Source organism: Streptomyces sp. NBC_00669, from assembly GCF_036226785.1.
Taxonomy (GTDB): Bacteria; Actinomycetota; Actinomycetes; order Streptomycetales; family Streptomycetaceae; genus Actinacidiphila.
Genome location: NZ_CP109018.1, coordinates 1,374,386 through 1,391,239 on the forward strand (window position 1 = coordinate 1,374,386; position 16,854 = coordinate 1,391,239).

The 16,854-nt window shown below is 72.7% G+C and carries 18 protein-coding genes and 1 tRNA gene; 9 read left to right on the plus strand and 10 right to left on the minus strand.

Annotated features, from left to right (window positions below; all coding sequences use genetic code 11):
• Positions 1–94 precede the first annotated feature (94 nt).
• From OG896_RS05495 to OG896_RS05510, 4 genes are all read left to right on the plus strand, one after another.
• Positions 95–283 carry a hypothetical protein gene (locus OG896_RS05495; RefSeq protein WP_329362920.1) on the plus strand — a complete coding sequence of 63 codons (189 nt, stop codon included), beginning with the start codon at positions 95–97 and terminating at the stop codon, positions 281–283.
• A 7-nt stretch (positions 284–290) separates the two neighbouring features.
• Positions 291–390 (plus strand) — tRNA-OTHER (locus tag OG896_RS05500).
• Between the two features lie 39 nt (positions 391–429).
• Positions 430–1,290 (plus strand): helix-turn-helix domain-containing protein, encoded by an 861-nt coding sequence (locus tag OG896_RS05505; protein ID WP_329362922.1) that lies wholly within the window; start codon positions 430–432, stop codon positions 1,288–1,290.
• Positions 1,291–1,377: 87 nt separating this feature from the next.
• A complete protein-coding gene (locus tag OG896_RS05510) occupies positions 1,378–2,022 on the plus strand; it encodes a maleylpyruvate isomerase N-terminal domain-containing protein (RefSeq protein WP_329362924.1) in 645 nt (214 codons plus the stop codon).
• Positions 2,023–2,099: 77 nt separating this feature from the next.
• Here the strand turns inward: OG896_RS05510 and OG896_RS05515 are convergent, their stop codons facing one another.
• Positions 2,100–2,678: a GNAT family N-acetyltransferase gene (locus OG896_RS05515; RefSeq protein WP_329362926.1), complete on the minus strand. Its 579-nt coding sequence runs from the start codon at positions 2,676–2,678 to the stop codon at positions 2,100–2,102.
• Positions 2,679–2,962: 284 nt separating this feature from the next.
• Here OG896_RS05515 and OG896_RS05520 point away from each other — a divergent pair, with 284 nt between their 5' ends.
• From OG896_RS05520 to OG896_RS05530, 3 genes are all read left to right on the plus strand, one after another.
• Positions 2,963–3,844, plus strand: a complete 882-nt coding sequence (locus tag OG896_RS05520; RefSeq protein ID WP_329362927.1) for an SAM-dependent methyltransferase — start codon at positions 2,963–2,965, stop codon at positions 3,842–3,844.
• A 163-nt stretch (positions 3,845–4,007) separates the two neighbouring features.
• The gene (locus OG896_RS05525) at positions 4,008–4,523 is read left to right on the plus strand and encodes a DinB family protein (RefSeq protein ID WP_329362929.1); all 516 of its coding nucleotides are present in this window, start codon (positions 4,008–4,010) and stop codon (positions 4,521–4,523) included.
• Positions 4,524–4,811: 288 nt separating this feature from the next.
• Positions 4,812–5,240: a VOC family protein gene (locus OG896_RS05530; protein ID WP_329362931.1), complete on the plus strand. Its 429-nt coding sequence runs from the start codon at positions 4,812–4,814 to the stop codon at positions 5,238–5,240.
• A gap of 164 nt (positions 5,241–5,404) precedes the next feature.
• Here the strand turns inward: OG896_RS05530 and OG896_RS05535 are convergent, their stop codons facing one another.
• A complete protein-coding gene (locus tag OG896_RS05535; RefSeq protein WP_329362933.1) occupies positions 5,405–8,074 on the minus strand; it encodes a polysaccharide lyase family 8 super-sandwich domain-containing protein in 2,670 nt (889 codons plus the stop codon).
• A gap of 310 nt (positions 8,075–8,384) precedes the next feature.
• Between OG896_RS05535 and OG896_RS05540 the strand changes: the two genes are divergently transcribed.
• Entirely contained in the window at positions 8,385–9,071 is a 687-nt protein-coding gene (locus OG896_RS05540) for a cytidylate kinase family protein (RefSeq protein WP_329362935.1), read from the plus strand.
• Between the two features lie 49 nt (positions 9,072–9,120).
• On the opposite strand, the gene OG896_RS05545 is transcribed toward OG896_RS05540, so the two are convergent.
• Positions 9,121–9,795: a histidine phosphatase family protein gene (locus OG896_RS05545; RefSeq protein WP_329362937.1), complete on the minus strand. Its 675-nt coding sequence runs from the start codon at positions 9,793–9,795 to the stop codon at positions 9,121–9,123.
• Between the two features lie 79 nt (positions 9,796–9,874).
• The gene (locus OG896_RS05550) at positions 9,875–10,936 is read right to left on the minus strand and encodes an NADH:flavin oxidoreductase/NADH oxidase (RefSeq protein ID WP_329362939.1); all 1,062 of its coding nucleotides are present in this window, start codon (positions 10,934–10,936) and stop codon (positions 9,875–9,877) included.
• A 131-nt stretch (positions 10,937–11,067) separates the two neighbouring features.
• Here OG896_RS05550 and OG896_RS05555 point away from each other — a divergent pair, with 131 nt between their 5' ends.
• Positions 11,068–11,430 carry an ArsR/SmtB family transcription factor gene (locus OG896_RS05555; protein ID WP_329362940.1) on the plus strand — a complete coding sequence of 121 codons (363 nt, stop codon included), beginning with the start codon at positions 11,068–11,070 and terminating at the stop codon, positions 11,428–11,430.
• A gap of 105 nt (positions 11,431–11,535) precedes the next feature.
• On the opposite strand, the gene OG896_RS05560 is transcribed toward OG896_RS05555, so the two are convergent.
• The 6 genes from OG896_RS05560 to OG896_RS05585 all read right to left on the minus strand — a co-directional run bounded on the left by OG896_RS05560 (position 11,536) and on the right by OG896_RS05585 (position 16,693).
• Positions 11,536–12,528: a CehA/McbA family metallohydrolase gene (locus OG896_RS05560; protein WP_329362942.1), complete on the minus strand. Its 993-nt coding sequence runs from the start codon at positions 12,526–12,528 to the stop codon at positions 11,536–11,538.
• A gap of 154 nt (positions 12,529–12,682) precedes the next feature.
• Positions 12,683–13,060, minus strand: a complete 378-nt coding sequence (locus tag OG896_RS05565; protein ID WP_329362944.1) for a hypothetical protein — start codon at positions 13,058–13,060, stop codon at positions 12,683–12,685.
• 95 nt (positions 13,061–13,155) lie between these two features.
• Positions 13,156–13,533, minus strand: coding sequence for a peptidoglycan-binding domain-containing protein (locus tag OG896_RS05570; protein WP_329362947.1), 378 nt, complete (start codon positions 13,531–13,533; stop codon positions 13,156–13,158).
• Positions 13,534–13,774: 241 nt separating this feature from the next.
• Entirely contained in the window at positions 13,775–15,094 is a 1,320-nt protein-coding gene (locus tag OG896_RS05575) for a 1-acyl-sn-glycerol-3-phosphate acyltransferase (RefSeq protein WP_329362948.1), read from the minus strand.
• Complete coding sequence (locus OG896_RS05580; RefSeq protein WP_329362950.1) at positions 15,091–15,969, minus strand: patatin-like phospholipase family protein; 879 nt, start codon at positions 15,967–15,969, stop codon at positions 15,091–15,093. The genes OG896_RS05575 and OG896_RS05580 overlap by 4 nt, the downstream gene beginning before the upstream one ends.
• 136 nt (positions 15,970–16,105) lie before the next feature.
• On the minus strand, positions 16,106–16,693 hold the full coding sequence (locus tag OG896_RS05585) for a GNAT family N-acetyltransferase (RefSeq protein ID WP_329362951.1): 588 nt from the start codon (positions 16,691–16,693) through the stop codon (positions 16,106–16,108).
• Positions 16,694–16,854 lie beyond the last annotated feature (161 nt).

The window sequence follows — 16,854 nt, forward strand, 5'->3', positions numbered from 1 at the left end:
ACCCTTCCTTCACATCCGATTACTTGAAGGTCTTCTGACTGTACGTCACTCTGACCGAGTTCGGTAGTGGAACCACTACGGAGAGGAACGGGCCATGGGTATGACCATCGCCGTGTATCGGGTCAATCCGATGTCCGGAGAGCGCACCACCGTCCGGGACCGTTACGACGTGCAGCCGGCAACCCTGCCGACACCGTTGAGCAGCGCCCTGCCGCCGTGCGGCTGCAAGCGCTGCCGGCGGAGCCGGCACACCGAGCCGGCCACCCCACCCGACCACCGTTGAAGCACCTCCCCTTGTAGCTCAGTCAGGAAGAGCCCGGGCCTCCGCACTACCTCCGTTCATGCGTGCGGGTCGGCCCGATGACTCCGGTTCGAGTCCGGACAAGGGGACTTGGCGAGCACGAACGACACCGTAGAGAGGACATCCGTATGGCCAGCACCAGCGGCGAGAAGGGCACCACCAGGATGCTCATCGACTGGGAGTGGTTGTCGGCACGGGAGTTGTACGCCAGTGAACTGGCCTATCGGCGCCAGCAGGCGGGGTTGACGCTGATGGAACTCGCGGGGCTGTGCATGTACGAGCAGTCGTATCTGCACCGGCTGGAGCGGGGGCAGCGACTCGGGACTCTGGAGGCGGCCACCGCGCTGGACAAGGTGTACGGCACCGGGACCCTCCTGGTGAAGCTGTGGCACCTGGCCAAACGCGAGGCGAAGGACAAGCCGTTCCTGGGACTTGCACCGTTGGAGGCGGACGCGGTGAGCGTGCAGGAGTACGCGGTCAGCGCGGTGCCGTACCTCCTCCAGACCCGCGCCTACGCCGAAGAACAGCTCCGCACCGCCCGCCCGCACAGCATCAAGCAGTTGAGCGCGCAGGTCACCGAGCGGCTCAAGCGGCAGGACCGTCTCACCGGACCCAATCCGGTTCATTACCGCGCGCTGATCGACGAAGCCGTACTACGGCGCGGGGCGCGCGACCCCCAGACGTGGACCGGCCAGTTGGAGCACCTCATCGACGTTGCCCAGCAGCCCGATGTCTCGCTGCACGTAGTGCCGTTCGGGACCGGGCCGCACCACATCCGCAGCTGCCTGGAGCTGATCTTCTTCCAGGACGGCCACGTCGTGGCGTACACGCAGAGCAGTTGGAGCGGCCACCTCGTCGAGGAACCCGAGGACGTCGAACCGCTGCGCCTCGCCTACGACTTGCTCCGCGACACCGCTCTCACGCCGACGGACTCGCTGGCTTTCCTGCGTACCGTACTGGCCGAACACACCGCGCACACCCGGTCGTAGCGGCAACCCGAGTCCGCATGGTGGACGTGTTGACCAATATACGGACGCCGCCGCCGTCGCGAACTCCCTGCGGGCACTATGCCTGGCATGACGACCACCGAGATCCGCACCGCGTACCTGCTGGCCGCCGAGCGGGCCACGCGCCTCCTGGCGGAAGGGGAGGTGGCGCTCCGCTGGCAGCAGGAGTCCGTGCTGCCGGGGATGTCCGTGGGCGGACTGGCCGGCCACCTTGCCCGCAGCGTCCTCCAGGTCGAGTGGTTCCTCGACGGTCCGGTGTTCGGCGCGGAACCGGTGACGCCTGTGCACTACTACGCCAGGCTGGAGGGCACCTCGACTCCCGGCTCCGCGCTCAACGTCGGCGTGCGTGCGCGGAGCGAGGAGACCGCCGCGGCCGGTCCCGCCGCCGTGGCCGAGCAGGCGCGGGCCGCGTGGCAGCGGCTGGCCGAGCGGCTGCCAGGGGAGCCGGCCGACCGGCGGGTGTCCGTCCTCCACCGGCCCGGGGAGGAAATGCTCCTCGACGGGTACCTCCAGACCCGATGCGTCGAACTGACCGTCCATCTTGAGGACTTGGCGCTGAGCGTGGGCGCCCCCAACCCCGCTCCCGGGGCCGCGCTCGCCCTCGCGATCGACGTACTCACCGCCGCGGCCCGCGAACGCCACGGCGACCAGGCCGTGTTGCACGCCCTGACCCGACGCGAACGCGACACCCATGACGCCTTGCGCGTGCTGTAGTCGGTCCTCGTCCGGCCGGGCACGGGCCGGGGCGTGGGGACTCAACGGGCTCAACTGACCCAGCGGGCTCAGCGGGCTCAACGGGCGGGAGCCGGTTCGGACGACGGCCGCCACTCCCGCCTGATCAGCCCGTAGACCCACGAGTCGGAGACCTCGCCGTTGACGACGCAGTCCTCCCGCAACGTCCCTTCGCGCACGAACCCGAGCTTCTCCAGCACGCGGGCACAGGCCACGTTGCGCGTGTCGGCCTCGGCTTGCACGCGATTGAGGTCCAGGGTGTCGAAGGCCCACCGCAGCAGAGCGCGCGCGGCCTCGGTCGCGTAGCCGTGGCCCCACGCCGTATCGACGAAGCAGTAGCCCAGCGACGCGCTGCGGTAGTCCGGATTCCACCTGGTCAGGCCGCACCATCCGATGAACGCCCCGTCGGAGACCCGATCGACGGCCAGCCTCGCCCCGGTGCCCTCCCGAGCCATCTGCCCGCAAGCCGCGATGAACCGCTCGGCGCGCGCGCGTTCGGTCCACGGCGGCGAGTCCCAGTAGCGCAGCACGTAGGCGCTGCTGTGCAGGGCGAAGAGGTCGTTCGCGTCCGCGTCCTCGAAGGCACGCAGGCGGAGGCGAGCGGTGGGCAACGAGGGGGCCGGCAGCGACGTGCTCATGTTCCATCCCGTGGTCGGCGGCCGATCAATCAGACCTCCGCTGCCGGGCACCCGCAAGGGGTTTTCCCGGCGGGCCCCCACAACGACGTGAGTTGGCCCCTCGCCCGGGCGGGATGCCGTGGCCTGGTCTGCTGCGAGTTTACCGAGGCGGATGCGGGTGATCCGGGAGAGCCGTCGTGCCGTCAGCGCCACCGGGGCACGGGGAGCAGGTCGTGGTGAGGGGCCGAGTCCCCGTCACGCGAGTTCCACCGGGGACGGCCGAGGCCGCCACGGACGATGTCACGATGGGGCCGAGCGACATCGGCAGCCGCGTACTCGATGGAGCCGCGGCCGGACGGCGGGCGGGACACATGGTGAACCAGGCAGGCGAGAAACGGGAACCCGACGCTGTCGACACGACGACGCCGGACGTCAGCCGCGTCTACGGCTACTTCCTCGGCGAGAAGGAGAACCATCCCGCGGACCGCGCCGCCGCCGACCAGCTCTCCCGGGTCTGGTCGGACGTCGGGATGTCGTGCCGGGCCAGCCGCGCCTTCGTGCTGCGCGCCACCGAGTACGCGACGAGCAAGGGCGTCCGCCAGATCATCGACATGGGCTGCGGCATCCCGACGAAACTCTCCGACAACGTGCACGAGGTCGCCCAACGCGTCCTCCCTGCCGCCCGGGTGGTGTACGCGGACAAGAACCCGCTCGTCCGCCGCCACTGCGCCCGCGATCTCGCCGGCGTCGACGGCTGCACCTACGTTCACCACGACTTCCTCGACGGCGCGGCGCTGTACGAACAGCCGCGGGTCCGCGATCACCTCGACCTCACGGAGCCCGTGACCCTCCTGCTGGGGAACCTGCTGCACTTCGTGCCCGGTGAGATCGCCTACACGGTGGTGGCCGACCTGGTCCGGCCCCTGGCGCCGGGGAGCCGCCTGGTGATCGCCAGTATCGCCTCCGACCTTCGGCCGGCCCTGATGGAAGAGGCCATGGCTCACTACAGCGGGCGCGTGACCACGAGCTTCGCGCGAAGCCGCACCGAGATCGAGCGGTTCTTCGACGGGCTGACGCTGGAGGAGCCGGGCGTCGTGACGCCACCGCAGTGGCACAGCGACCCGGGCGACGTCATTCCCCCGCCGCAACAGGTGTGCACGTGGGCGGCCGTCGGCGTGGTGGGCTAGCGCCCCCGACGAACCCGCGACCCCGCGAACACACGTCGGCGGGGCCGGTGAGGCGAGCACGTCCTCCCCTGTGCGCAGCCGCACCCCGGCGCGCTGCGGCACCGCGAAATCGCGGGCAAATCCAGGTGTCCCTTTCCAGGCCGCACCGGTAGCGTGCGCCGGCATGGCATCGGAACTGAAACGCCCCCCACTCCAAGCGGACGAACGCACCGCGCTCATCGGCTGGCTGGACCTGCAACGGCAGATCCTGCGCTGGAAGTGTGAGGGGCTGAGCGACGAGGACGCGCACCGCTCGGTCGTCCCGACCTCGCCGGCCATGACCATGGCCGGCCTCGTCTCCCATATGCGCTGGACCGAGCACATGTGGCTGGAGGTGGTGTTCCTCGGCGGCGACAAGCAGCAGAACCCGGCGTTCGACGAGTCGAGCCAGGACGCCGACTGGCACACCGGCGGCCGCCCCCTCACCGAACTCCTCGCGGAATACGAGGCGCAGTGCGCCCGCGGCAACGAGATCGTCGCCGCGGCCTCCCTGGACGACGTCGGCCGCCACCCCGACTTCCGCGACGCCGGCGCCAACCTCCGCTGGATGCTGATCCACCTCGTCGAGGAGACGGGACGGCACGCGGGCCACGCGGACATCGTCCGTGAGTTGCTCGACGGCACGAAGGGTTACTACTAGGTCGCGTATCGAGTTGTCATCAGCGGAGCCGTGACGAACCGCTACGACGCAACGGCGGCTCGCGGCCGGGCACGGCCAAGAAGCGATGTTGCTCCCGCCTGTGATGGTCACTAAGGTCCATCGGGTGACTGCCGGGTCGGCCATGGGCCACGCACGAGTGAGGTTCCCGGCCTCGGCGTGAGCCCGAGGCGGGCAAGAGGCCCGCCCACTTCTCCGCGTCTTGGCTCCCGGCGCCCGCATACGGCGCCGCATTCCAGCGGAAGATCCCAAAGCGGAGACACACCACTGATGTCCTATGACCAGCATGACCCGCATGAATCCGCGCCGCCGACGGCCGGCGTCCAGCTGAACCACACTGCCATCTACGCAAGCGACCGGCACCTGTCTGCCGAGTTCCTCGCCGCGATCCTGGGCCTGAAGGTCGGCGCCCCGTTTGGACCGTTCCTCCCCGTCGACCTCGGCAACGGCGTGACGCTCGACTACTACGAGAAGAGGGACGAGCCGATCCAGTCGCAGCACTACGCCTTCCTTGTCCCTGACGAACAGTTCGACGCCGTGATCACCCGTCTGACGGCGGTCGGGGTCACCTACTACGCCGACCCCAGCCACACCGAACCCGGCCAGATCAACCGTCTATTCGGTGGTCGCGGCGCCTACTTCGACGACCCGGACGGTCACAACATGGAGGTCATGACTCGGCCTTACATCCGCCCTTAGGGCGCGACAGGGCCGCCTCGATGCGGCGTTTGCGCAGGTAGGCTCGGTTGCCGCGGGACGAGTAGACCTTGTCCCCCGGCGACCGCGTCCGGCCGGGTGCGGGGGCGGCGAACGGTCCGGCGCGGGGGGCCGGCGGGGCGCCGACGGGGCGCGGGTGGGGCGGGTCAGCGGAGGGTGACCTCCAGGGTGGCGCCGTAGGTGTGGCGGGTGGTGGCCTCGACGCGGGTGGCGCCGCGGGAGCGGGTGACGCGGATGCCGTCGGCGGCGGAGAGCGACCGCAGCCGGCGCCCGCGCAGCAGCACCGTGACGGTGTCGCGGGTGGTCGTGGGGTCGGCGACGGAGACCGTGGTGGTGCCGTCGTGCCGCTCGCGGACGAGTACGGAGGCGGGGCCGTCGACCTCCAACTCCCCCGCGCGGTGCGGCCCGGCGGCGAAGGCGTTGGCGGCGGTGATGCCCAGACCCGCGTGGCGTACGGCCTGGAAGGCGGTGGAGTTGGCCAGCACCGACAGCGGACCGGGCCGCCCATGCTCACCATGCGCACCGTGCGCACCGCCAGATCCGTACGCCCGCAGCGCGCTCTCCGTCGCGCCCGGCACCAGCGCGTACGCGAACGAGGTCGGCGCCGCGCCGGCCGGCTGGTCGCGGCCGACCGAGAAGACCTGCTTGGTGACGGCGGTGTCGGGATTGGACGTGCGGATCGCCCGCCGGCTGCGGGTCACGGTCTCCAGGCCCACCCGCACCCGCGCGTGCGGGTCCTGGCCGGGGCCGTCGAGCAGGACGTAGCCGATCGCGGTGCCCTGCCCGCCGTCGGCGTAACGCAGCCACGCCAGCGGGGCCGTGCCGGGGCCGGTGAACGGCGTGCCGTCGCGCAGTCGGCCGGTGACGCTCACCGGGTCCGCGGGTGCGGCGATGCGGGTGTCGAAGGTCGTCGTCACCGCGCGGCCCGCGCCGGCGCCCGTACCGTCGCCGACCCCCGCCGCGAGCACCACCACCTCGTCGTCGAAGAGGTACCAGGACTTGGTGGCCCGCGCGTCGCGGTAGGCGACGAAGTCGGCGGGGAGCAGGCCGGCTCGGGCGGCGGCGTACGCCGCGTCATCGGACAGCACCAGGCCGCAGGTGCCGTACGTACCCGAACGCGCGCCCCCGGAATGGGAGTTGGTGGACAGCGGGAAGTAGACGTAGGTGTTCTGCGACTCCGACGAGGAGGTGAACCCGGCCGCCGGGTTGTCGTACCACGCGGTGCCGTACAACTCCGGTACGGTCTCGCGGGTTTCGACGGGCGCGGTCACCCCGCCGAGCGCGTAGGGCGAGACGGCGGTGAAGTAGTCGACGCCGAACGCCTGCGTCTGGTCCTGGCCGGACAGGTAGAGGTAGTGCGCGCCCGCGCCCTGGAACCAGGGCATCAGGTTCTCGCCGCTCATGTACTCGTAGCCGCTGATCCGGGTGGAGCTGCGGGCGAGGGTGAACGCCCAGCCGGGGCGGCGGTGCACGACGCGGTCCATCGCGTTGAACGCCGAGTGCTGCGCGGGTGCGTTGAGGTCGGCGGCGGGTACGGAGGTGTCGGCGAGGATGTCGGCGTAGCGGGCCACGCTGACCGGGGAGACGAACGACGCCGGGTTCACCGGTGTGCGCGACTCCTGCCGGACGAACTTGGCGTACCCGGCGAGCGCGGTCGCGTCCGCGCCGGTGGTGTACGCCGACAGGTCCACCACGGACTCCACGACGGTGCCGACGTCGGCGTAACCGGTGCCGGTGCGCGAGACCGCGCGGCCCTTGACCGCCTCCATCATCCAGCCCTCGAAGATCAGCGGCGCGAAGCTGTTCGCGACCCAGCCGCGCGCCGCCCCGACCAGGTCGGCGCCCGCCAGGTAGTCGGTGCCGTCGAGGAGTTTGACGGTCTGCACGATCCGGGTGAGCAGCCCGGTGCCGTACGAGCCGGTGTAGGCGACGGACGCGTGCTGGAGGTAGGACCCGTCGGCGTAGAACCCGTCGGTGACGCCGTGCTGGAGGGCGTACGGGTCGATCGTGGCGAGCACCGTCTCCTGGTCCGCGACGGCCTTGGTGATCCGGGCGTCGTCGTCGAGCAGCGCGCCCTGCATGATCCGGTCGGTGGTGATGTCGGCGAGGTTGGCGCCGGTGTGGAAGCGGGAGTCGAGGTCGACGTCGCCGTCCTTGCCGTTGCGCAGGTAGGCGTCCATCGCGGCGACGTAGGTCGCGGGGAGGTCCGGCCGGGAGGCGGCGACGGTGTCCTTGAGCAGGATCAGGGTCTTGGTGGCGTACTGCGAGATGCCGATCTCCCAGTTGAACCAGTTGCCGTAGTAACCGGTCGCCTGGTCGCCGTAGTAGTGGTCGTAGAGCCACTGCAACCCGTCGACCACGCGCTGCTGTACGGCCGCGTCGCCCGCGAGGTCGGCGGCGCCGCCCGGCACGCGGGTGGCCAGCGCGATCTCGTACAGGTACTGGAAGGAGGAGGTGAGGTTGGTGTCGCTGGTGCCGAGGGCGAGCCCGCCGAACAGCTGGTCGCCGCCCGCCGCCGCGTCCATCGCGGTCAGCCGGGTGCGGGCGGTCGCCGCGATCGCGGCGAGCTTGGCGGCGACGTCCGGCCGGGCGTTGGACTGGGCGGTGCCCGCGAACACGTCCACGGTGTTGGCCAGGATCTGCGCGCGGTCGGCGGGGGTGCCGGCGGCGGCCTTGGCGGCGGTGGCGGTGCGGTCGCCGGTGCGGGGGGCGGCGCCGGTGCCGGTGGCGTCGGCCCACGCGCGGGACGGCTGCGCCGCGGCCAGCAGGGCGGTCGCGGGCACCGCGGCGATCAGGGCACGGCGGGAGATCTGCACGGCGGGACCCTCCAAGGGCGGACGACAGAAAGCGCTTGCCGCATTCAAGCAACACCCTTTCCGCGTGTCACTAGGTTTCACACGATCACGGGAGCGCGGCATCTTCCGCCAGGCGGGGGCCGCCTGCGACGGGGCCATGCGGGCCACGCGGGCTACGCGGGCCACGCGGGCCACGGGGACTACGGTGGGGCCACGTCCACCGGGCGGGTGCGGGGGCGCGCGTCCACCCGGGTGGGCGCGGGGCGGGTCCGGAACCGGCGATCGCGGCCCAACGTGCCCTGCGCACCGGCGCCGTGAGAGAGGGGCAGCAATGGATCGAGGTACCCGCGGCGAACTCATGGGCCAACTGGCCGGGGCGATCGGGGCCGTCACGACCGCGCACCCGGTGCGGGTCGCCGTCGACGGGCCGCCCGCCGCCGGCAAGACCACGCTGGCCGACGAACTCGCCGTCGTCCTGCGGGCGCAGGGCCGCGAGGTCATCCGCGCGACCGTCGACGACTTCCTCTTCCCCCGCGCACAGCGCTACCGACGCGGCCGGTACTCGGCCGAAGCCTGCTACTTCGACGCCCACGACCACGTAGCGCTGCGCCGGGTCCTGCTCGACCCGCTGGGCCCGGGCGGGCACCGGAGGTTCCAGCACTCCGTCTACGACAAGGACACCGACCGCGCGCTGTCGCTGCCGCCCACGACCGCCCCCGCGAACGCCGTACTCCTCTTCGACGGCGTCTTCCTCCTGCGCCCGGAACTCGTCGACCGGTGGGAGCTGCGCATCCTCGTATCCGTCCCCTTCGAGCAGACGGTGGGCCGCGCCCGGGACCGGGACTCGGCCCAGGCCGGGCCCTCCGCCGATGCCGCCGACGTCGAACGGTCCTGGCGCGAGCGCTACATCCCCGCCCAGCGGCTCTACGCCGCCACGGCCCACCCGGCCGACCACGCCGACTTCATCGTGGACAACGCCCAACTCCGGCGCCCGGCCTGGGAAGCCCGACCACGCTGACCGACACGGCAGGAGACACGGCAGGAGACGACGACGGCTCGCCGGCGATTCAGCGTCGCGCGGAGTCGAGAGGGGAGGACTCGTCGAGATGGCGGGACTCGTCGAGAGGGCAGGTCTCGCCGAGGCTGACGACCTGGCGGTTGTGGTAGAAGTCGTCCTCGCGCAGCGTGGTGATGCTGCCGGAGGGGGCCCGGAAGCCGACGTAACCGGCCGACTCGATCGGCATCCTGATCCAGGACGCCACGACGAAGGTCAGCGAGCCGCCGTGCGTCACGACGATCTGGTGTGCGCACGGACGTCGCAGGATGTCGTCCATGGCCGCGTAGACGCGCCGCGCCAACTCCGCCCTCGTCTCGGCGCCTTCCACGCCCTCGTCGTGGTCCATCCGTTCCCCGACCGCCGGCGGCGGGACGAAGCGCCGGTCCAGCCACTCCTGCGGCCTTCCCCCCGCCTGACCGTAGGACTTCTCCCGCAGCCGGCGATCGAGGACCGGCCGCACGCCGAACACGTCGGCCACCTCCTCGGCGGTCCGCCGGGTGCGCCGCAGATCCGAGGAGAACAGCTCCACCTCGGCGCCGTCCGGCACCCGGGCCCGGAGCGTTCGGGCGATGGAGACCGCCGCGCGGACTCCGGCGGGCGTCAGGCGCGAGTCGTGCCACCCGCCGACGACCCCCTCGACGTGGTGCGTCGCCTCGGGATGCGTGACGACGTGGACTGTGCGCACGAGAGTCCGCCCTTCGGGTCGATGACGTCCTGCTGACCGGCACCCACCCTGGCACGCGCGACCGGCCCTTCTCAGGGTGTCAGTAGGCGCGGCGATACTGCGGCGGGATGCGTACCTCGGCTCCCAGTGCCTTGGCGGCGTCGAGGGGCCAGGTCGGGTGGCGCAGGAGTTCGCGGCCGATCAGGATCGCGTCGGCCTCGGAGTTGGCGAGGATCTTGGCGGCCTGGTCGGGCTCGGTGATCATGCCGACGGCGGCGACCGGCACTCCGGTCTCCGCCTTCACCCGCGCGGCGAAGGGCACCTGGTAGCCCGGCCCGACCGTGATCTTCGCGTCGGGGACGATGCCGCCGCTCGACACGTTCAGCAGGTCAACGCCGTGGTCGGCCAGCAGTGTCGCGAGGCGGACGGTGTCGTCCACAGTCCAGCCCTCGCGGTGGTCCGAAGGGTTCTCGGTGAGCCAGTCCGTCGCGGAGACGCGGGCGAAGAGCGGCAGGTCGTCGGGCCAGACGGCACGCACGGCGTCCACGACACGGAGGGCGAACCGGGTCCGGCTCTCGAAGGAGCCGCCGTAGGCATCCGTGCGGTGGTTGGTGACCGGCGACAGGAACTGGTGGATCAGATACCCGTGTCCGGCGAGCAGTTCGACCACCTGGTACCCGGCCGCGGCCGCCCGACGCGCCGCCGCCGCGAACTCCTCGACGATCCGGTCGATGTCGGCGAGGGTCAGTTCGCCGGGGCCGGCCGGCCGCCAGCCGCCCTGCTCCGGACCGAGCCGCTTGCCGCCCAGCCACTGACGGTCGGTCGACCCCTTGCTGCCGGAGTGCGACAGCTGGATGCCGGGCACGGCACCCAGCGAGGTGACCAGAGCGGTGATCCGCTGGAACCCGGGAAGCTGCGCGTCGGTCCAGATGCCCAGGTCGTAGGGGGTGGTCCGGCCGGTGGGGCTCACCCCCGTGCCCTCGGTCAGGATCAGGCCGGCGCCACCGGCCGCGCGGGCGCCCTGGTGCGCGAGGTGCCAGTCGGTGGGGACGCCGACGGCGGGCCCCTCCGACCCCGCGCTGTACTGGCCCATCGGCGGCATCCACACGCGGTTGGGGATGGTCAACGCTCGCAAGCGGAAGGGCTCGAACAACTGGCTCATGGAGATGTCTCCTCAGGGCACACGGCCGGGGCGGCACGCCTTAGTTCGATGATTACCGTATTACGATATTCATCGAACATCAAAGTTCGAGATTTGTCGAACTACGAGATCCGTCGCAGTAGACTCGCCGTATGCCTCCTCACAGCGCCGGCGCGGCAACTCCGAGCCGGCAACTGGACCATCCCGAGCCCGCCGACATCCGGCTGGAGGCGGTGCTGCACGCCTGCGCCGACCCGATGCGGCTCCGCATCATCCAGGCGCTGGCCGCCGACGCCGCGTCGGCTTGCGGGGAGATCGGGCTCGTGTGCAGCAAGTCCACCGCCACCTACCACTTCCGCGTGCTACGCGAAGCGGGCGTGATCACCCAGCGCTATCAGGGCACCGCGAAGATCAACGAACTGCGCCGCGCCGATCTGGACGCGGTCTTCCCCGGGCTGCTGGACACGCTGCTCGCGTCGGCGGCCGCGCAGTCCGGCAGGTCCAGCGAGACCTGAGGGGCGGAGCGCGGTCCACCGGGTCTGCCACCGGGTGAGCCGGTGGGTGCGGCGGGAGGAGAGCGCGGGCACGGACCTCGCGTCCATGGACCGCGGGCGCGGGGGTCAGGTCAGGATGATCGGGTTGGTGAGTGCGGCGGCGGCTCCGTCGGGGTGGCGGACCTCGACGCGTACGAACGCCGAGTCCTCCGCCGTCGTCTCCCACCGCACCACGCCTGGCCCGTCATCGGGGAGCGACGCACGGTGCACCTTTCCCCGGTCGGTATGGAAACTGACGGTCGCCGTCGGCACACCGCGTACGGCTGCCCGCACTTCGACCGGCCGGCCCTGGGTGGCGAGCCGTTCTCCCACCCCGGCGACGCGACCATCGGCGCCGGCGGTGAAGGACACGTCCACGTCCGCCGACCCGGCGATCCAGCTGCGGCCCGCGCGGATCGCGGCCAGGACCGCCTGCGTACTCAGCTCCTCGGCGAAGACCACGGTGTGGGGGATGCCGATCTGCCCCTCCAGGTGCGTGTCGCTGTTGCCCATCGCCGGCCGCCACGAGCCCGTCCGGAGGTCCGCCGCCAGGCCGCGTCCCCACTCCGCCAGGGCGGCCTCGTTGTCGGCGTTCCAGGGCTGGTCCGACGTCCACAGCCCGTTCCACACCTCCACGACGTCGAAGCCCCGGAAGGGGAACATGAAGTCGCCCGACGGGTAGGGCGCGTGCGGGTGCGCGGCCACGCACAGGCCCCCGACGCGATGGACCTGGTCCAGGCACCGGTCGACCAGTCCGTCCCTGACCTGGTGGTTCCAGTCGACGACCTGGCCGGGGTCGATGCCGAGCGCGAGCCAGTGCCCGGTCTTCGTGACCACTTCCTCACCGAGGACGATCAGGAAGTCGTCGGCGGCCAGATGCCCCCACACCCCGGGCGCGGCAGCCGAGTTGTGCTCCGTCGTCGCGATGAAGTCGAGCCCGGCGGCGCGTGCCCGGACGGCCAGCTCCTCGGGCGTGAGTTCCCCGCCGCCCGACCGGACGGAGTGGACATGGCAGTCCCCGCGGTACCAGGCCGCCCCGCGTCCGACCGCCCGCACCGGCGGGAAACCCGCACTGGACAAGTGTTCTCCCTCCGAGGTCCTGCCGAGGCAACGCGCGGGCCGAGCAGCCGGTTCCTGCCACCTCGGCACCACCGCCACCCCAAGGCACGGCACGCCACGCCACGGCACGGCCCCCCGGGCGTACACCCAGGGGGCCGACGGTGCCGGGCGGCGCTCAGTAGGCGACGTCCCCCACGCTGGCGCGGTCGAAGTGCAGGTAGAACTTCGTGCCGTCAAGGACTCCGGTGGCGGCCGTGCCCCAGGTCACGGCACTGATCCAGGTGGCCTTGTTGCAGGAGTTCGTCGCCTGGAAGCATGTCTGGACCCACAGGCTGTTGTTGGGCCTGACATTGATGTCCGCGCAGACCGACGACGTGGTGACCCAGCCGCTCGACGGCCACCTGTTGTTGCCGCTGGTGGAGTAGATGTTCGAGCTTCCGTAGCAGTCCAAGGGCGCCGCCGCGCTGGCCGACGAGCCGGCCGCGACCGTCAGCCCGCTCGCTGCGAGCGCGACGGCCGCCAGCGCGGTGATGCCTCGTGAACGGATACGCATGTTCCCTCCCGTCTGTGGAACGGCAGGCCAGGACACCGGGCGGTGCCGAGCCGGCCGATCCCTCGTGTGGTTGCTTGCGGGGTGCCGCCGGGTCGTCAGTCCGTGGTGGGTACGTAGAGGTAGCAGCCGGCACCGACGTAGCCGAGCATCTGGTCCCCGGTCGCCGGTCCGACGACGCCGTCCACGCTCAGGTGCGGGTTCATGCCCGTCTGGTTCCACCACTGCTGGAAGGACTTGACACCCGAGTAGGTCCGGGGGCCGAACACGCCGTCGACGGTGACGTGGGCGGGGGCCGGCGAGTTGTCGATGGCCTCCTGGACGCACTCCACCCCGTTGTGCGTGTTCGCGTAGCCGTATCCGATCCAGCCGGCACCGGTCGTCGCGCCGGCGGTCCCGACGAACCCGCCCACGGCGCACACCAGGGCGGTGGCCGTGATCGCCGCTCCGCGGGCACCCGCTCTCATCCGCTTCATTCCCCGTCCTCCCCGTCCTCCGCGGCGCGCGGCCACACCGTGGGACCGCGCACCCCGTGATCCGATGTTCGGGTCCCACGGTGCGGCAGGAGCCGCGCCGGGTCATTGACGGTGCGCGCACCGCCCTTGGCACTCCGCGCAGGAACGACGACCAGGACCCGGACACGTTCATCCCCCGGACCGGCGGCGCTCCTTGCCTCCGCACCCCCGCTCGGGCCGGCCGGCACGCGGGAGCGCGAGGTCAGACGTGCGGGGTCCGGGCGACGGCGTGCGCGGCCGTCCACCGGTCGACGCGTTCCCACTGGGTGAGCAGCCAGTCGCTGCGGGCCTCCTCGCCCGGCGGAATCGCGGCGGCCGGTATCCGCCACCAGTGGGCCCGCACCCCGCGCGTGAACGGAAGGACGGACCAGGCGGTCCGGACCGAGTCGATGACGTCGAGCCCGGCATGGGTGACGAAGACGACGTCCGCGGTGGGCGCGGCGGCCAGCGCGGCCAACGCCCCGCCGTCGCGCGGCGGCAGTACGTAATGCAGCCGGGACGCGCGGGCGGCGCGGCGGTAGAGGCCGCGGCGGCGCAGCATGGCGATCACGCGGCGGTGGCGGCGCGGGGTGAAGTTGCCGCCCTCGGGGAAGAGCACGAGCGCGTCGCCGGGGCGCAGTCCTGCCGCGAGATCGGCGATGCCGTCGACGGCGGTGCCCGAGGCGGGCGGCACGAAGCAGTGCGGCACCCGGCCGAGGAGCACGTCCAGGCAGGGGTCGGCGCGCAGCGCGCCCTTGAGCACGGTGTGCGGGCGCAACCCGGCCTCGGTGAGCAGGATCTGGAGCAGCAGGAAGGAGTCGCCGAGACCGGCGTGCCGGACGAGTACGAGCAGGGGCGCGCGACGCGGATCGCTCCCGGGCGCGACGCGTTCGTACGGTCTGCCACCCATCGGGACGCTTGCCCGCGGGGCGCTTCCACCCGAGCCGTCGCCACCCGAGCCGTCGCCACCCGAGGAGTCACCGTGCGAGGCGTCTCCACCCGAGCCGTCGCCACCCGAGCCGTCACCATGCGAGGCGTCACCGTGCGAGCCGTCGCCACCCGAGCCGCTTCCGCGCCGGACGGCCGGAGTGACCTCGACCCTGAGCCGGAAGACGTGCTCCGCGGCCCGGCGCAGGACAGCCAGCAGCCGGGCGAGCGTACGGAACGCGGTGTCCTCCCGCCGGCGTCGGGCGGCCGGGCGCGGGGACGGGTCGCGCAGGAACACCACGGTCGCCGTGACCAGCCCGGCCAGGTCCGCCAGCAGGTAGAGCAGCGCGAACCCGGCCACCCGGGTCTGCCGCCACGGCCCCCGGGTGGCGAGGGAGACCGGCGCGCCGAGCACGGTCACGGCCACCAACAGGGCCGCCGTCAAAGGGATCAGGGCCAGGAGCAGCGCGGTGGTGGCCGCCCGCCGCCCGAGGGTCACCGCGAGGGACACGGCCGAGGCTGCGGAAGCGGAGACGGAGGCGGACACGGAGGCGGGTGCGTCCGACGGCACGGACGCGGCCGCGGACGCGGACGGGTGGGGCGGGGGTGTCGTCATGCGGGGGCGCCGCCTTTCGGGGCGAGGGCGGTGTCGAGGTAGCGCGAGGACGCCGCGTAGGCGCGCTCGATGCGTTCCGCGGTCGCCCCGAACGCGGCGCGCCTGCGGAGTTGGCGCAGCGTCCCGCCGGTCTCGTCACGGGTGGAGGCGCTGGGCAGCACATGCACGGTGACGTCCGGCGGCAGGTCGGCCATGTCCCGGGCGAAACGGTGCCTGCGGGCGATCTCGAAGGCGACGGTGGCGACTTCCCACGGCAGCCGGGGCGGGGTGAGCGCGTGCTCGACCCGGCCGACCTGGAGCACGTAGATCTCGCGGGCGCCGAGCGCCACCGCCCGGCCGACCGGGATGCTGTTGACCAGCCCGCCGTCCACGAAGTGCGCGTCGCCCAGCCGGACCGGCGGCAGCAGCCCCGGCACCGAGCAGGACGCGAGCACCGCGTCGGCCAGCGGTCCGCCGTCGAACCAGTGCTCGGCCGCGTCCTCGATCCGCGCCGCGACGCACTGGAACGGTACGGCCAGGTCCTCGATCCGGGTGACCGGCAGATGGGTGCGCAGCAACGTACGCAGGGGCGCCGCCGCGTAGAGGTGGGTGCCGCTGCGCAGCGCCGTGGACAACCGCGCCGCCAGCGAGCCGGTGAAGACCCCGGCCCGGCCCAGCCCCGTCCACAGCTCCTCCAGTCGGGCCACCGCGGACTGCGACGGGTCCGCCGCGACCGCCGCGCCGTTGATCGCCCCCACCGACGTGCCCAGCACCAGGCCGGGCCGCACCCCCGCGGCGAACAGCGCCTTCAGCATCCCCACTTCGTGCGCTCCCAGCGCCCCGCCGCCGCCGAGTACGAACGCCCGCCCGCCCTCGTCTCCCGCGCCGCTGTCCATGCCACCCCGCGTGCCCCGCCCCACCGGCCGCAATCCCGCCGGGCGCCCGGCCCTACCGGCACCCGGGCACCGAGCCACCCGCGCGCCCGGGCTCCCCCGGGCACCCGGCGACCGGGTCCGCCCCCCTGACGCGGTGTCAGCCCCGGCCGCCGCGCACCCGCCCGTGCAGGTGCATGTCGTGCCAGCCGTCCGCGTGCCGCGCCGCCCCGCGGCGTACGCCCTCCTGCGCGAAGCCGGTCGCGACCGCCACCCGGCAGGACGCCGGATTGGCGGCGGAGTGCGCCAGTTCGAGCCGGTGGAAGCCGCCGTCGCCCAGCGCCCAGGCCGCGAGCGCGCGGACCGCGCCGGAGCAGACGCCGGTGCCGCGCGCCGCCGGGACCGTCCAGTAGGCCACCTCCGCCTGCCCGTCGGCGAGGTCGAACGCCTTCAGCGCCACCCGGCCCAGCAGCGCGTCGGTCGCCGCGTCCGCCACCGCCCAGTGCCCGCCGGTCTCGGCGGGCCAGGCGCCGCGCCACTGCTCGATCCACTCCCCCGCCTCGGCGACGGAGTCGGCGCGGCGCACGTGCCAGCGCTGGATCTGCGGGTCCTGGTAGGCGGCGTGGACGGCGCCGGCGTCGTCCGGCCGCCAGGGCCGCAACTGCCGCCCGCCCTCGACCGGGAGGACCGGCTGCCCGGTCGAACGAAGTGCGCCGGCGGGTATCGCGGGGGTGGCCAGAGAGGGCATGCTCGTATTGTCTCCACCCGGCCGGGCCGCCGCGGGCCCTCCCGGACGGGCTCCCCGTGCTCCTCGCGGGCTCCTCCCGTGCTCCCTCCCGGGCGAGCCGCGGGCCGGACGGCTCCCCCGGGCCACCCGGGCGCCGCGCACCGGCAACTCCGGTTCCCCAG

What these genes read in the sequence shown, in the direction of transcription:
- OG896_RS05525 (WP_329362929.1), top strand. Translation starts at nt 4,008, where the DNA reads ATGGCATCGGAACTGAAACGCCCCCCACTCCAAGCGGACGAACGCACC.
- OG896_RS05550 (WP_329362939.1), bottom strand. Translation starts at nt 10,936, where the DNA reads ATGAGCCAGTTGTTCGAGCCCTTCCGCTTGCGAGCGTTGACCATCCCC.
- OG896_RS05565 (WP_329362944.1), bottom strand. Translation starts at nt 13,060, where the DNA reads ATGCGTATCCGTTCACGAGGCATCACCGCGCTGGCGGCCGTCGCGCTC.
- OG896_RS05530 (WP_329362931.1), top strand. Translation starts at nt 4,812, where the DNA reads ATGTCCTATGACCAGCATGACCCGCATGAATCCGCGCCGCCGACGGCC.
- OG896_RS05540 (WP_329362935.1), top strand. Translation starts at nt 8,385, where the DNA reads ATGGATCGAGGTACCCGCGGCGAACTCATGGGCCAACTGGCCGGGGCG.
- OG896_RS05580 (WP_329362950.1), bottom strand. Translation starts at nt 15,969, where the DNA reads ATGGACAGCGGCGCGGGAGACGAGGGCGGGCGGGCGTTCGTACTCGGC.
- OG896_RS05505 (WP_329362922.1), top strand. Translation starts at nt 430, where the DNA reads ATGGCCAGCACCAGCGGCGAGAAGGGCACCACCAGGATGCTCATCGAC.
- OG896_RS05515 (WP_329362926.1), bottom strand. Translation starts at nt 2,678, where the DNA reads ATGAGCACGTCGCTGCCGGCCCCCTCGTTGCCCACCGCTCGCCTCCGC.
- OG896_RS05555 (WP_329362940.1), top strand. Translation starts at nt 11,068, where the DNA reads ATGCCTCCTCACAGCGCCGGCGCGGCAACTCCGAGCCGGCAACTGGAC.
- OG896_RS05510 (WP_329362924.1), top strand. Translation starts at nt 1,378, where the DNA reads ATGACGACCACCGAGATCCGCACCGCGTACCTGCTGGCCGCCGAGCGG.
- OG896_RS05495 (WP_329362920.1), top strand. Translation starts at nt 95, where the DNA reads ATGGGTATGACCATCGCCGTGTATCGGGTCAATCCGATGTCCGGAGAG.
- OG896_RS05570 (WP_329362947.1), bottom strand. Translation starts at nt 13,533, where the DNA reads ATGAAGCGGATGAGAGCGGGTGCCCGCGGAGCGGCGATCACGGCCACC.
- OG896_RS05520 (WP_329362927.1), top strand. Translation starts at nt 2,963, where the DNA reads ATGGGGCCGAGCGACATCGGCAGCCGCGTACTCGATGGAGCCGCGGCC.
- OG896_RS05585 (WP_329362951.1), bottom strand. Translation starts at nt 16,693, where the DNA reads ATGCCCTCTCTGGCCACCCCCGCGATACCCGCCGGCGCACTTCGTTCG.
- OG896_RS05575 (WP_329362948.1), bottom strand. Translation starts at nt 15,094, where the DNA reads ATGACGACACCCCCGCCCCACCCGTCCGCGTCCGCGGCCGCGTCCGTG.